This window comes from Mycolicibacterium anyangense (assembly GCF_010731855.1).
In the GTDB taxonomy this organism is placed as follows: domain Bacteria; phylum Actinomycetota; class Actinomycetes; order Mycobacteriales; family Mycobacteriaceae; genus Mycobacterium; species Mycobacterium anyangense.
In genome coordinates, this window is the sequence record NZ_AP022620.1 from 2,830,719 (window position 1) to 2,844,879 (window position 14,161).

The window sequence follows — 14,161 nt, forward strand, 5'->3', positions numbered from 1 at the left end:
AACAGTTGGACGCGGACCCCTTCGGTCGGCCACCATCGATGTCATGGGCATGCCGTGTGACGTAGCGCAGCCGGTGAACACCGCCGGCCGCTGGCGGGTGCTCGCGCCCTTCGGGTTCCGTGAATTCCGACTGCTCATCGCCGCGATGTCGTTGTTCCTCTTCGCCGAAGGTATGTGGACCGTGGTGATGGCCCTTCAGGTCATCGCGCTGGACGACGACCCCGCCGCACTGTCGCTCGTCGCGGCCTGCATGGCGTGCGGAATGCTCGTCTTCATGCTGGTCGGCGGGATCGTCGCCGACCGCGCGCCACAGCGGGCGATCATCATCGCCGTCGAGGCGGCCAATGCCGCGGCCACCGGTGCCGTTGCCCTGCTGGGCCTGACGGGCTCATTGCGGTTGTGGCACATGGCTGTTGCCGCAACGGTTCTCGGCGTCGGCGCCGCCTTCTTCTTCCCCGCCTACAACGCCTATCTGCCGCGGATCCTGCCGGCCGAGCACCTGCTGGCCGCCAACGGGGTGGAAGGCGCGGTCCGGCCCACGTTGCAGCAAGCCGTCGGCCCCGCGGCGGCGGGTGTCCTGGTCGGGCTCACCTTCCCCGCACTCGGCTCGGTGACGGTGACCGCGCTGATGGTGCTCGGGCTGGTCCTTCTGGTGTCGATGCGCCGAGGCGACGGTGAGCACATCGTGCTGACTGTCGAGCGCGAAAAGCCGCATGTCCTCACCGATCTGCGCGACGGTCTGCGCTTCGTGCTGCACACGCCGTGGCTGCGCTGGACTCTGCTGTTCGCCAGCACGTGGGTGTTCCTGGCGATGGGGCCCATCGAGGTGCTATTGCCGTTCATCGCGCGCGACCGGTTCGCGCACGGTGAGCAGGTGTTCGGGCTGATGCTCGCCGCGTTCGGAGTCGGCAGTGCGATCGGCGCCGTCGTGGTGTCCTCGCGACCGTTGCCTCGGCGCTACCTCACGGTGATGATGACCATGTGGGGCGTCGGCTCGCTGCCGTTCGTGATCGTCGGAACGACCTCCTCGCTGCCGGTGATGCTGATCGCGCTATTCCTGATCGGGCTCGCTGAGGGTGCCGGCGTCATCTGGGGCACGCTGCTGCAGCGCCGGGTCCCGCCGGAGATGCTGGGCCGGGTCTCCAGCCTGGATTTCTTCGTCTCGCTGGCATTCATGCCGGTGTCGATGGCCGTGGCGGGCCCGCTGTCGAAGGTCGTGCCCGTCGAGGTCATCTTCGGTGCGGCAGGCATATTGCCTGTCCTGCTGGCGGCGGTCGCCCTGGTCGCGGCTCGCATGCGCCGCGACGAGATCGCCCACCCGCTGCGTTAGAGGCCGAACACCGGCGGCAGTGCCAGCACCATGATCAGACCCCACACCACGTGGGTGAGCACCGGTGCCAGCACTCCCCCGGTGGCCCGGCGCTCCCAGGCACATACCGTGCCGAGGATGACTGCCGCGAAGCCCAGCATGGGGTTGCCGCTGGCCGATGTCGCCGCCGTGTACAGCAGGGTGGAGATTACCACCGGGTGGAACGCACCCAGCGCGGTGTAGAGCGCACCCCGGAAGAACAGTTCCTCGGCGAAACCGTTGACCAGGGTGATGATGACGATCAACGTGAGACTGCCGTGGTTGGTGTATTCCAGCACCCGGGTCACGCGTTCGGCGATCGGCGGGATCTCCCGCACCACCAAGCCGCCCAGCAGGAACACCACGCCGAGCACCAGCCCCACGGTGATCCCGGTGATGACGGGCCGCTGGTTGCGCCCGCGCCAGCGGATACATCCCAGGTGCAGCGGCCCGGACGCCACCGCGCCCGCCGTCCATACCGCGGCCAGCGTCAGCGTCAGCCAATAGAACGTCTCGTCACCGGGTCGGCGGCTCAGCGAATACCCCAACAGCACCGCGCCGACAACCAGCACGACGCACACGATGATCTTGCGGCGGCGCACCACCGACGGCCATTCCTGATGCGGCACAGCCGCTTTGGTAGCAGCCGCGCGAATCTCCGACAGCACCGTCATAACGTGGGCACCTTGGCGAGCAGGAAGTCGAGCCCGGTGCGCACCACACCGGCGAGCGGGCGCGGCACCGCGCCGAGCATCCTGAGTGCGGGCCGGGCCACCGACGGCGTCACCGCGGCGGCCAGCCGCTGCAGACGCAGCGTGTCACCGCCGGCCCACACCGGGTCGCTGTCGGCCAGGTGGTGCGGATCGGCGAGTTGGTCCACCGGGCGCGGCGGCGGGCTGGACACCGCCGCGGCAATCGCGTCGTCGATATCGGTGAGGCCTCCGGGCGGATCCGGCACGTAGTCACGCAAGACAGTGTCCGAGGCCGTCATCGAGTGGTCCAGCGATTCGATGAGATCGGTGGCCAGGCCGGTCGGCACCGGTACGACGGTCCCCGCTACCCGGGCCACCACTGAGCGGGGCACGACGTCGTCGACCGGCAATCCGGCCCGCACCGAACCGGCGGCATCGACGTAGCTGTGCAGCAGCCCGCGGTAGGTGGTGGTGCTCGGTCCGGCGATGTCGTAGGCACCGGCCGGCACGGTATCCGGATCGGCCGCCGCGAGCAGGTAGTACAGCACGTCGCGAATCGAGATCGGGTCGATGTCATGTTCGGCCCACGGCGGCAACGGAATCAGCCAGAACCGGTCGCCGACGTAGCGGACCATCTCGAACGAGGTCGACCCGGCACCGATGATGACGGCCGCCCCCAGCCACACCAGTTCAGCGCCGCCGTCGACGGACAGGGCGCCGGCCACCTCGGCCCGGCCGGCCAGATGCTCGGAGAGGGAGTCGGCATCGGGGACGAACCCGCCCAGGTACACGATCCGCCGCACCCCTGCGTTGGCGGCCGCCTCCGCGACAGTGGCGGCGGCGGCGTTGTCGCGGTCACGAAAGCCCGGCTGGCCGATGCCGTGCACCAGGTAGTAGACGATGTCGACGGGTCCGGCCACAGCGAAGGCCGCCTCGACGGCCGTGGGGTCATCGGCGTCCAGCGCCACTGCATCCACCTGGTCACACCAGCCGAAGCGGCCGAGTTTTTCCGGGTCGCGGGTGGCCGCCACCACGTCGTGACCGTCCCGGACGAGCGCGGCGACCAGGCGTGAGCCCACATATCCGGTGGCACCGGTGACCAGGATGCGCATTGCTTCCACGGTACGAAATATCGGCCGTTTGCCGGTGACACAAACCTGACGTCGCTGTGAGATCGGCCGCTAAGTGGCGTCGCGGTGCAGTTCCATCAGGCTTTCGTAGACCGCGGCATTGGCCCGGTTGCCGGCCAGTTCGGCGTCAGACAGTTCACGGCGGACCTTGCCGGGCACCCCGGCGATCAGCGACCGCGGCGGGACCACGACACCCTGCGGGACGAGCGCGCCGGCGGCGACCGTTGACCCGGCGCCGATCACCGCGCCGTTGAGCACGATGGCACCCATGCCGATCAGACAGCCGTCCTCGACGGTGCACCCGTGCAGCACCGCGTTGTGGCCGACGGTCACCCCGGCACCCAGGGTGAGCGGGTATTCGGGGTCGACGTGCAGGGTGGCGCCGTCCTGGATGTTGCTGCCCACCCCGATCTCGATCGGCTCGGCCTCGGCGCGCAGTGTCGCCGAATACCAGACGCTGGCCCGTGCGCCCAGCCTGACCCAGCCGATGACGCTGGCGTTGGGTGCGACCCAGGATTCGGGGTGCAGTTCGGGGCTGCGTCCGTGCAGCGAGACGATCAGGGGCTCGGCCATGGCCGACATCGTAGGCGTGCCCCCTCCTGGCCGCTCTGACCAGGCCCTTTTGTGAGGGTCAACGGGCGGACAGTACGATGCGTCAGGCGTCGCGGCGGTCCGGGGACCCGCGACTCGCCGACTCCGATACCCAGCAAGGAGCCGATGTGAGCACTCGCACCAAGACCCTTGGCGTAGCCGCGGCTGTCGCCGCCATCGCCGTCGCGATCCCGACGGCGGTTCAGGCCTACGCCGACCCCACCACCCCGACCACCACCAGCGCGGCGCCGACGACCTCGTCGATCCCGGTGCCCAGCGTCACCCAGCTGCCCGACCCGCAGGGCCCGGGCTGCGATGCCTACAAGAACAAGGTGCCCACCGGCCCAGGGTCGATCACCAGCATGGGCAGCGAGGTCGCCTCGGTGGCCATCGCCAACAACCCCGATTTGAGCACGTTCAGCGCGGCCATCTCCGGCAAGCTGAACCCGGCGGTCAATGTCACGTCCGTGCTCGACGGCGGCCCCTACGTGGTGTTCGCGCCCACCAACGACGCGTTCGACAAGCTCGACGAGGCCACCTTGGCGTCACTGAAGAGCGATCCCGCGGTGCTGCTGCCGACGGTCTACTACCACATGGTGCTGGGCTATCTCGGCCCCGACGACGTCGACGGCAAGATGCCCACCCAGGATGGTCGGCTGATCTCGGTCACCGGCAAGGGCGGCGACGTCAAGGTCAACGACACCGCCAAGGTGGTGTGCAGCTACACCGCCAAGGGTGCCTACATCTACATGATCGACACGGTGCTCACCCCGGGTCAGGTCGCCGGCGCCACGTCCACCTCGACGACGTCCACCGCGACCTCGACCTCGAGTGAAGCGCCGACGACCACTGCGTCGAGCACGCCGACCACCACCAAGGCACCGAACGCGTAAGGCTCAGCGAGCCTTCCAGACCGGGGCACGCTTCTCGGCGAAGGCCAGCGGCCCTTCCTTGGCGTCCTCGGAGCGCATCAGCGTTCCGATTTCGCGCCTGGTGCGGGTCCAGCCGGTCTCGTCGGCGGTGATCGTGGCCCTGCCGTCTTCGAGGTCGACACCCACTGCGACGCGCTTGCTGGCCTGCACGGCCAGCGGCGCGTTGGCGGCGATCTGCTCGGCCAGTGCCAGCGCGGCCGCGACGACGGTGCCGTCCGGCACCACCTGGTTGATCAGGCCCCAGCGCAGCGCCTCGTCGGCGGTGATCGGTTCGCCGGTGAACAGCAGTTGCATGGCGACCTTGCGCGGCAGCTGGTCGACGATGCGGAACACGCCGCCGGCCGCCGCGAAGAGACCGCGTTTGACTTCGGGGAGTCCGAACTTCGCGCTCTCCTGTGCTACGACGAGGTCACTGGCCAGTGCCAGCTCGGTGCCGCCACCGAGTGCGGTGCCGTTCACCGCGGCGATCGTCGGCTTGTCGATGAAGTGCCGGACGTAGCCGGCGAAGCCCCACTCCGGATGCTGCGGGTGAAATAGGTTCTCCCCCCGCGAGATTGCCTTCAGATCGGCGCCGGCACAGAACGACTTGTCACCGGCACCGGTGATCACCACCGCCCACACTCCGGTGTCGTCCTGCGCCTGCTGCAGCGCATCACCGACCGCGGTGCTCACCGCACCGTTGACGGCGTTACGTGCCTCGGGCCGGTTGATGGTGATCAGGGCGACGTTGCCCCGCCGCTCGTAGAGAGCGGCGGGGGCTTGCACGTCCGACACCGTTACAGCAGCTCGAGGATGGTGGCGTTGGCCTGGCCGCCGCCCTCACACATGGTCTGCAGGCCGTACTGAATGTTGTTGTCCCGCATGTGGTACAGCAGCGTGGTGAGGATGCGGGCACCCGAACCGCCCAGCGGGTGGCCGAGCGCGATCGCGCCGCCGTTGGGGTTCAGCTTCTTCTCGTCGGCGCCGATGTCCTTGAGCCAGGCCATCGGAACCGGCGCGAAGGCCTCGTTGACCTCGAAGACGCCGATGTCGTCGACGGTCAGCCCCGACTTCTTCAGCGCCTTCTGGGTGGCCGGGATCGGCGCGGTCAGCATGATGACCGGATCAGCACCGGCCAGCACCGCGGTGTGCACCTTGGCCAGCGGCGTGAGGCCCAGGTCCTTGGCCTTCTCCGCCGACATGATCAGCAGGGCGGCCGAACCGTCCGAGATCTGGCTGGAGTTGCCGGCGTGGATCACGCCGTCCTCGGAGAACGCCGGCTTGATCTTGGCCATCGACTCGACGGTGCCGCCGCGGCGGATGCCGCCGTCCTCGAGCACCACAGTGTCGTTACCGTCGGCGTCCTTGGTCTTGATGCCGACGATCTGATCCTTGAAAGCGCCGGAATCCTGTGCCGCAGCGGCCTTTTCGTGCGAGCGCAGGGAGAACTCGTCGAGCTGGGTGCGGCTGAAGCCCCACTGCTCGGCGATCATCTCGGCGCCGATGCCCTGGTTCGGGGTCTTGGTGTAGCGCGCCTTGAAATTCTCCGAGTAGGGGTTGCCACCGTTGGCCAGCGAGGAGCCCATCGGGGTCCGCGACATCGACTCGACGCCACCGGCGACGACAACGTCGTAGTGCCCGGCGATGACGCCGGCCACCGCGAAGTTCAACGACTGCTGGCTCGATCCGCACTGACGGTCCACGGTCACACCGGCAACGGTCTCCGGCCATCCCGCGGTCAGCGCCGCGGTGCGGGCGATGTCGAGTGCCTGCTCACCGGCCTGCATGACGCAGCCCCAGATCACGTCATCGACCAGCGCAGGGTCCACGCCGGCCCGCTCGACCAGGCCGTTGAGCACCTGGGCCGACAACTCGGCGGGGTGCACTCCGGACAGTGCGCCGTTGCGCTTTCCGACGGGCGAACGCACAGCCTCGACAATGACCGCTTCAGCCATCGACCTTCTCCTTCTGCTGGGTGACGATGTGGGTCCTCGATGTCTAACACACCGTGTGAGCGGGCCCACGCCCGGGGCCAACCAACCGTTCGGTCAGCCGGCGCGAGTGGCTACTTTCCGCTGGTCACGTGCACCGGCAGGTCGTCGTCCCACGGCTGACGGGTGACCATGTCGGCCACTGCCACCCAGCCGCGTTCGAACTCACCGGTGGCGGCGTCGACCAAGCGGTACTCCTGCCGTTGCCGGTGCAGCGGCTGGGCGTCGAGCAGCACCACCCGCACCTCCCCGGGTTCGAACCCGCAGCGCTTCTGCATCGCGGCGATCAACTGCTCGTTGTGCATGTGGCCGTCGCCGAAGTTCCAGCCGATGGCCATGCTGCAGATCCGCTCACCGTCGGTAACCGAATAGTCGTCCTCGTCGTGCCCCGCCATCGCGCGATGCGCCAGCGTGAACAGCGCCTTGCCGTGCGTGTTGAACGCGCGGAACGCATATCCCATATAGATCGGGATCTGGGCGGCTTCCTTGCTGCCGTAGAACTTCTCCAACTGTGCGGCGGGCATGTTCGCGATGGCGATCAGGTTCTTGTCGATCTTGGCTTCGGCGGACGGCTTGATGCACCACAGCGTGGTGTCCCAGTTGCCGGCGTAGTACCGCATGCCGGGCAGGAAGGAGACCTTGCGTGGCACGGTGTTTCCGAGGAACACGAAGAAGGCCAGCACGGCAAACAACACCACCGGCCACGGGCTGGTGAGGTCGGCGATGCCGATCTGGGCGTGCGCGACGAACAGCGACAGCACCGAGAAGATCATGAACACGTTCCATTCCAGCGGCACGCCCATCGGAATCGACGACAGGATGCCGAGGTGGAAGCAGACCATCACGAACGCCGCGATCGCGGTGGGCCAGCCGCCGTGGGAGAAGAACAGCACCAACGGAATGCCCATCTCGATGGCGGTGCTGATGTGGGCCAGCAGATGCGAGATCCGGCCCGGCCGAAGATCCTCGGGGAAGTCGGCGAAGAACGTGCGCTTGAGGAAACGCGGCCGCATCACCGGGCTGTTGGACATCATCGTCGAGATCACGAACGGGAAGTGCCGGGTGAGCTTGGAGGTAGCCGCCCCGATCCAGATGGCCATGCAGACCAGCTTGAGGGCGATGATGACGTCGACACCGGCGAACAGGAACGCCACGGCGAAGCTCGCATACACCTCGCCGCGGGCGGCCAGGAAGATCACCTTGTCGCGCAGACCGGCCAGGGCCAGTAGCGCCAGGACGGTGACGATCTGCCAAGTCGGCAACAGACCCACCTCGGTGCCGAGTTCGGGAATGGGTCCGGTGCCGTCGGAGAACAGCGCCACCACGAGCATCGCCAGCAGCGCGCCGTAGAGCACGACGTCGACGGGCCCGCGGCTATCCCCCTTCGTCAGTGGCACCTGGTTGGGCCACGGTGGCAGCCGGATGGTGCCCGGCCGCAACCAGTAGATGATCGAGCCCATCGGGGGGAAGAACCGGTTGTTGAGCGGGCCGAATCCGCAGCCGAGGCCGACCACCTCGAACAGCATGGTGTAAAGCACGGCCTTCTCGAAGACGATGGGCTCCGACCACCACTGCCCGATATTGCTCCACCCGTCAATTCCCTTGGTGGCCAGGGCAAACAGTGCGGCCACGAAGATGTAGAGCAGGATCTTGACGACGTAGAACAGGTGCAGCACCACCGGTGTGCCGAAGCCGACCTCGGCCCAGTGCCGCGCCATCGGCTTGATCTTCTCGGCGCGCGTGCCCCTGCTCCACGTCTCGAAGTCGATGACGGGTACTTCCTGCTTCAGAAATCCCATGCGGGACAGATTAGAACGTGTTCTAGTCCCGTGTAAGCAGTTGGGCGAAAGGGCGCGCTAGCTTGTGGCGGGCGGGCGATAGAAGATGGCCAGCTGGCCGATACCGCCGGCCAAGCCCAGCACCACGGCGATGGCCAGGCCCGTCCAGCCGTGCAACAGGTCGTAGAAGCCGGTGTTCCCGAAGAGGGCGTAGTCCAGGCTGAGCCGGCCCGCGCCGGTCGCGGCCACCGCGACAGCCGCCGCGGCGAGCACCAGGTTGTACTCCCAGCCCTCCTTGACGATGAAGAAGCCGTTGTGCCGGTGCACCGTCCACGCGGCGACAAGCATCAACGCGACGAAACCCGCCGCCGTCACCGGGGTCAGCAGCCCGACGGCCAGACCGAGGCCGGCTGCCACCTCGGTCGTCGCGGCGACCCGGGCGTGGAAGATGCCCGGCTTCATCCCCATGCTGTCGAACCAGCCCGCCGTGCCCTTGATGCGGCCGCCGCCGAAGAACTTGTTGTAGCCGTGCGCGGCCATGGTCAGGCCCAGCACCAGTCGCAAGATCAGCAGTCCGACATCGTAGGCAGTCACGCTGGTCAACCTAATGCATCCACGTCATCGACGGTGCCCCTCAGCGGCCAAATGCCATTCTCACCCGGTCGATGTAGTCCTCGACATCGAGGTTGCCGGGGTCGGCGTGCACGCTGAGCGTGACGGTGTCACCCAGGCCGTGCACGCCGTGGGTCAGGCTCATCATGGGTGACAGTGCGGAGAACCCGGCCGCGAACAACACTGGCAATCCACCGAGCGTCAGATCGGCCGGGCCACGGTTCACGCTGGACACCACGGTGTTGCCGGTGACGGTGTGCGCACGGACGTTCGGGTCGAACTGGCCCACACCCCAGCGCAACAGCGCGGCAGGCGTCGCCGCGAAGGCCGCCGCGGAGGCCCGCATCGCGGGATGCTCGCCACGCCGACGCTGGGCGGCCAACTCCGCCGCGATCAGCTGCGCCCGCTCGGCGCGCTCGGCATCGGGATGCAATCGGATTCCCACGTTGCGAAAGTTGTTGTGGGCGCCGGGTTCCTGCACTCCGGCCATGGTGACCTCGGCACCCAGCTCCGAGGTGTCCTCGCCGCGCGCGGTCAGATAGCCCGCCAGCGCCTCGGAGATCGCCACCAACGCGCCGATCGTCACAGTGGGCGTGAGGTCGTCGCGGTGAAGTACCAGGGTTCGTACCACCGAGGTGGCACCGGGCCGCCGGTTGATGCTCAGCAGCGGGCATCCCGGGGCCGGCGGCGGCACCAGGCTCGCCTCGGTATCGCGCACCAGACGGCGATGTGCCCATGCTGCGGCGACACCTCGTGCCGGCAGGAATCCGTGTCGCGCACCGACCGGGACCGCGACCGGCTGCCGGCGGCCCAGCAGTGCCCCCGCCAGCGCCGTACCGCGGGTGCCGTCGGCGAACGAATGGCCTAGTTGCAGCATCACCACCGAGCCCGCGCCAGAGCAGCCCGGGATTCCTAACACATGCGGGAAAACCTGTGCCCGCCAGGTCATTCGGTGCAGATCGAGTTGGTGGTACCGCAGCCCGGCGGCGGTGTCCAGGCAATCCTGCCACTGCACTGGCCCACCGCGGTGCAGCACGAACTGGTCAGCGCCGACCTGGCCACGCTGCCATCGCGGATAACGCCACCTGCCCGCCTCGACCACCCGCATCCGCAGCTCGTCGCACTCCTGCGCCCGATGCATCAGTTCCGCGACAGCGGTGTCCGGGTCCTGGAGCGCACCGTTGAAGGCGTACACCACGTTCTGATCGCTGGGATTGACCGCGGACATCCAGAACATCTGCGCGTCCACCGCGGCCATCGGTCTGCTCGTGGACATACCAGCCTCAGGGATTGAGGAAGTCCAGGATCCGCCGGGCCACCGCATCCGGCTGTTCGAGCTGCAGGAAATGCCCGGCGTGCTCCACGATCGCCACGTCGCTACCGGCAGGCAGGACATCACGCACCCACGGGGTGAATTCCGGTGTCATACAACCATCGTCGTTGCCGTGCAGATACAGGGTGGCCAGCCGTGGCGGCTTGGTCCACCACTCGTGCAGAGCGGCATAGCGGGCCGGCGGCTTGGTGTTGCGGATCGCGGCCCGGTACGGGCCCAGTGCGGCACGCCAGTACTCCGGCGCGCCGATCGCGGCATCGACATGGCGCAGATCCTCGGCGGCGTCGTAGCCGGGCGACCACCGCCGCCACAGCAGCGGTACGACCCACGAACCCGACCGATCCGGGACGAACGGCAACTGGAAATAGCTGACGTACCAGCTGCGCACCACCTGAGCAGGCAGCAGCCGCAACAACTTTCCACGGTCGCGAACCGGGCCGCCGGGGTTCAGCGCAGCCGACGGCGGCACCGACATCACCACTGCCTTGACGAAGGGACTCTCCGGCATCGCCGCCAGCCCGGTCGCTGTGATGGCACCCCAGTCGTGGCCGATCACCACGTCCCGGTCGGTCGGGCCGCAGGCGTCGCGCACCCGCAGAGCGTCGTCCATCAGTGCGCCGATGTGGTAGCTGCCGTCGGAAGGAATCGACGAGGGCACATACCCGCGCATGAACGGAGCCACCACCCGGTAGCCGGCCTCCACCAGATGCGGGACCAGCTTACGGAACCCGTACGCGGTATCGGGAAAACCATGCAGGCACAACGCAATCGGCCCCTCTTCGGGCCCCCACGTCAACGCCCGTAACTGCACGGTCGGGGCGGTGACGTCGATCCACCGTGGCGTCGACACGGCTAGATCGGGTCGAACCCGGAGATCAGCCAACGCTCGCCCACCTTGTCCAGGGTGACCCGGACGCTGGAGGCTGTGTTGGTCGGCGCATCGGCACCGACGACGACGGTCTGGTCGACGAACAGCAGCACGACGGCGTGGTCCGGCTTTGCCGAGACCGAAGCCGCGGCGGGCACGCTGGCCTGCGCCGAGATCTTCTTCTCCTTGGCGCCCGGGATCACCACGTTGTTGACCAACTGGGTATAGGCGTCCAGGAAGCTGCCGGTGAGCCGGTCTCGCGCGGCGCCGAGATCCTTGTCGACGGTGTCCGGCTTGTAGCTCAGCAGCGCGATCGTCGAGTCCTTGGCCGCCGCTACCGCCGCGACCGCGGCTTGGTCGGCGTCACGACGCGAGGAGTCCTCCCACTTGAGGTAGCCGGCAGCGGCTCCGAAGAGCAGGGCCAGCACCGGCAGGATCACGAACGCCACCAGTCGCGCCGCGTCGAACCTCTTCTTCGGCGCCGGGTCCGCCGACTCGGTCACCGTCTCCTCGACCCCGGGGCTGGGCTCGTCGATCTCGACGGCCTCGCCGATCTCTTCCACTGGGACCTCGGGCTTCTCGTCGGATGCGGTCACTGGACGAACTCCACTTTGGACACCTTCGCTTCGTCGGCACCGGTCTTCTTGACCGTCAGGCGCATTCGCCAGTTACGGGGCGGTTGGTTCTGCGCACCCGCGTTCTGGGTCTTCACGGTGACGGCCACCAGCACCTGCCCCTCGGTGCCGCTCACCGACTCCAGGCCCGCCTCGTTCACGGTGCCCTCGGACTTCGACTTGGCCTGCTTGACGACCTCGACGAACGGCTGGGACCGCTTGGCGAAGTCGTCGTAGAACGCGTCGGTGGCGGAATCGAGGATGCGCTTCACGTCGTCGTCGGCATGCTCGAAGTCGATGGTGGTCAGGTTGATCGCACCCTGGCGGCCGACGCTCACCAGTAGTTCACGCAGCTGCTCGGCCTGGCGCGCCTGGTAGGCCCGGTAGCCCAACCAGCCGGTGAGGCCGCCCAGTGCGACCACGATGGCCAGGCCCACGACCGTGGCCAGCTTGACATGTGACCACGGCTGCCGGGCCTTGACCGCCTGACCAGTGTCTTCGATGGTGTCCTCGGTGGTTTCTTCGACGATCTCCTCGGGGGCCTCCGGGGAGGCCTCGTCGGCCACCTCGGTGGTCACCTTGGGCTCGTCTGGCGCGTCGGCCATGCTTGCTCCCTCATCGGCATGTCGGGGCCGTCGCCCCTACTCCGGCGAAAGGCTACCGGCTGTCCCTGTGGTGAGAGTCACCTGGGGCGACAGTCGGCAATGGGCCTGGGTAACGTGCTTCTCACTTCCACGCGCAGAGGAGTCCGCCAGTGGCCAGCACGACCAGCGGCGCGCAGACCGTGCAGTTCCACGGCGATCAGGGGTTGACTCTGGTCGGCGAAGAGTGGAATCGCTCCGGCGCCGGTGATCGGCCGACGATACTGATGCTGCACGGCGGCGGGCAGAACCGGTTCTCCTGGAAGAACACCGGCCAGGTGCTGGCCGACCGGGGTTTCCATGTGGTTGCACTCGACGCCCGCGGCCACGGGGACAGCGACCGCGCACCCAACGGCGTCTATACCGTGGACGCGCTGTGCAACGACGTACTGGCCGTGCTCGAGCAGATCGGCAGGCCGGTGGTGCTGATCGGAGCCAGCATGGGCGGGCTCACCGGCATCATGGTGGCCAAGCTGGCCGGACCGGAGGAGGTCACCAAGCTGGTTCTGGTCGACGTGGTCCCGCGGATCGAGGAAAAGGGAACCTCGCGCATCCGCGACTTCATGGCCGCGCATGTGCACGGCTTCGAGAACCTGGAACAGGCGGCCGACGCCATCGCCGCTTACCTTCCGCACCGCCCGCGGCCGACCAATCTGGAGGGTCTCAAGAAGAACCTGCGGCATCGCGAGGGTCGCTGGTTCTGGCATTGGGATCCGGCGTTCCTCGAGCCGGTCGAAGGTGCGGAATTCCTGCGCGTCGAGCAACTCGAGCAGGCAGCCGCCGACCTGGGCGTCCCGATCCTGCTGATCCGCGGCAAGCTCTCCGATGTCGTGAGTATGGAGGGGGTTACGGCGTTTTTGGCCAAGGTGCCGCACGCGGAGTTCGTCGAGCTGTCCGACGCCGGACACACCGCCGCCGGTGATGACAACGACGCCTTCTCCGACGCCGTCGTCGCGTTCGTCACCCGCTGACCGGCAGGTGTAACTCGGCGGCAACATAGGAGCGGGCGATGTGCTTGAGCTCCCGGGAGTCCACCGCGCGCACCACCATCTGCGCGCCGAGCCCGTCGATCATCGTCAGCAGCCGCCGGGCGGTGACGTCGGGGTCGGCGACGCTGAACTCCCCGTTACCGTTGCCTGCCCGCACCACCTCGGCGATGCTGTCCAGCCACTGGTCGGTCAGCGTGGCCGCCGCTGCCGCCAGCGCCGGGTTGGTCCGGCCCAGACTCCACGCCTCGAGCCACAGTGCGCTGGCGTCCATGCTGGACTCGTCGAGGGTGTAGTCCATCAGTGCGTTGATGCCGTCTGTCGCGGTGGTTTGGCCGGCCATCAGCGTGCGCGCGGTATCGAGGTCCTCGACGGCAGCGGCCCGGAACACCGCGGTGATCAGCTGCTCGGCCGACGAGAAATAATGGCTGACCAGGCCCGGCGTCACGCCGAGGTCGGTGGCGACCTTGCGCAGCGTGACGGCGCCGAGGCCGTCGGTGCGGCTGATCTGCACCGCCTGACGGAGTAGCTCGTCATGGCGTTCGGTCGGCATCTTGCGTTTGGCGTCTCGCATCGCCTTCGCGGCCACTTTCGCCCTTTCCATTGACGGATGCCGGAGTCTTGTTGAACACTACATCAACACTATTGAAGTACCCATCAACAAGG

At 67.8% G+C, this 14,161-nt stretch carries 15 protein-coding genes; 3 read left to right on the forward strand and 12 right to left on the reverse strand.

The annotated features are described in order from the left end of the window. The first annotated feature begins 43 nt into the window (after window positions 1-43). Entirely contained in the window at window positions 44-1,330 is a 1,287-nt protein-coding gene (locus tag G6N35_RS13130) for an MFS transporter (protein WP_163804642.1), read from the forward strand. Here G6N35_RS13130 and G6N35_RS13135 read toward each other — a convergent pair. The 3 genes from G6N35_RS13135 to G6N35_RS13145 all read right to left on the reverse strand — a co-directional run bounded on the left by G6N35_RS13135 (window position 1,327) and on the right by G6N35_RS13145 (window position 3,743). After that, on the reverse strand, window positions 1,327-2,022 hold the full coding sequence (locus G6N35_RS13135) for a CPBP family intramembrane glutamic endopeptidase (protein WP_163804643.1): 696 nt from the start codon (window positions 2,020-2,022) through the stop codon (window positions 1,327-1,329). The genes G6N35_RS13130 and G6N35_RS13135 overlap by 4 nt on opposite strands. Next, window positions 2,019-3,152, reverse strand: coding sequence for an NAD(P)H-binding protein (locus G6N35_RS13140; protein WP_407664547.1), 1,134 nt, complete (start codon window positions 3,150-3,152; stop codon window positions 2,019-2,021). The genes G6N35_RS13135 and G6N35_RS13140 overlap by 4 nt, the downstream gene beginning before the upstream one ends. A 69-nt stretch (window positions 3,153-3,221) precedes the next feature. After that, window positions 3,222-3,743 (reverse strand): gamma carbonic anhydrase family protein, encoded by a 522-nt coding sequence (locus G6N35_RS13145; protein WP_163804645.1) that lies wholly within the window; start codon window positions 3,741-3,743, stop codon window positions 3,222-3,224. A 146-nt stretch (window positions 3,744-3,889) separates the two neighbouring features. Between G6N35_RS13145 and G6N35_RS13150 the strand changes: the two genes are divergently transcribed. Then, window positions 3,890-4,654, forward strand: coding sequence for a fasciclin domain-containing protein (locus tag G6N35_RS13150; protein WP_163804646.1), 765 nt, complete (start codon window positions 3,890-3,892; stop codon window positions 4,652-4,654). Window positions 4,655-4,657: 3 nt separating this feature from the next. Here the strand turns inward: G6N35_RS13150 and G6N35_RS13155 are convergent, their stop codons facing one another. The 8 genes from G6N35_RS13155 to G6N35_RS13190 all read right to left on the reverse strand — a co-directional run bounded on the left by G6N35_RS13155 (window position 4,658) and on the right by G6N35_RS13190 (window position 12,473). Continuing rightward, window positions 4,658-5,467, reverse strand: a complete 810-nt coding sequence (locus G6N35_RS13155) for a crotonase/enoyl-CoA hydratase family protein (RefSeq protein WP_163804647.1) — start codon at window positions 5,465-5,467, stop codon at window positions 4,658-4,660. A gap of 2 nt (window positions 5,468-5,469) precedes the next feature. Next, on the reverse strand, window positions 5,470-6,627 hold the full coding sequence (locus tag G6N35_RS13160; RefSeq protein WP_163804648.1) for a thiolase family protein: 1,158 nt from the start codon (window positions 6,625-6,627) through the stop codon (window positions 5,470-5,472). Window positions 6,628-6,737: 110 nt separating this feature from the next. Then, window positions 6,738-8,462: a DUF3556 domain-containing protein gene (locus G6N35_RS13165; RefSeq protein ID WP_163804649.1), complete on the reverse strand. Its 1,725-nt coding sequence runs from the start codon at window positions 8,460-8,462 to the stop codon at window positions 6,738-6,740. 57 nt (window positions 8,463-8,519) lie between these two features. Beyond that, the gene (locus G6N35_RS13170; protein ID WP_163804650.1) at window positions 8,520-9,035 is read right to left on the reverse strand and encodes a DoxX family protein; all 516 of its coding nucleotides are present in this window, start codon (window positions 9,033-9,035) and stop codon (window positions 8,520-8,522) included. A gap of 40 nt (window positions 9,036-9,075) precedes the next feature. Next, entirely contained in the window at window positions 9,076-10,329 is a 1,254-nt protein-coding gene (locus G6N35_RS13175) for a WS/DGAT domain-containing protein (protein WP_246224301.1), read from the reverse strand. Between the two features lie 7 nt (window positions 10,330-10,336). Beyond that, the gene (locus G6N35_RS13180; RefSeq protein ID WP_163804651.1) at window positions 10,337-11,236 is read right to left on the reverse strand and encodes an alpha/beta fold hydrolase; all 900 of its coding nucleotides are present in this window, start codon (window positions 11,234-11,236) and stop codon (window positions 10,337-10,339) included. Window positions 11,237-11,238: 2 nt separating this feature from the next. Next, a complete protein-coding gene (locus G6N35_RS13185) occupies window positions 11,239-11,850 on the reverse strand; it encodes an Rv1363c family protein (protein ID WP_163804652.1) in 612 nt (203 codons plus the stop codon). Next, window positions 11,847-12,473 (reverse strand): Rv1363c family protein, encoded by a 627-nt coding sequence (locus G6N35_RS13190; RefSeq protein WP_163804653.1) that lies wholly within the window; start codon window positions 12,471-12,473, stop codon window positions 11,847-11,849. Before G6N35_RS13190 ends, G6N35_RS13185 begins: the two co-directional genes overlap by 4 nt. 149 nt (window positions 12,474-12,622) lie before the next feature. Here G6N35_RS13190 and G6N35_RS13195 point away from each other — a divergent pair, with 149 nt between their 5' ends. Continuing rightward, window positions 12,623-13,480, forward strand: coding sequence for an alpha/beta fold hydrolase (locus G6N35_RS13195; RefSeq protein WP_163804654.1), 858 nt, complete (start codon window positions 12,623-12,625; stop codon window positions 13,478-13,480). Here G6N35_RS13195 and G6N35_RS13200 read toward each other — a convergent pair. Beyond that, window positions 13,470-14,099, reverse strand: a complete 630-nt coding sequence (locus tag G6N35_RS13200; protein ID WP_163804655.1) for a TetR/AcrR family transcriptional regulator — start codon at window positions 14,097-14,099, stop codon at window positions 13,470-13,472. The two genes, G6N35_RS13195 and G6N35_RS13200, sit on opposite strands and share 11 nt — an antisense overlap. Between the last annotated feature and the right edge of the window lie 62 nt (window positions 14,100-14,161).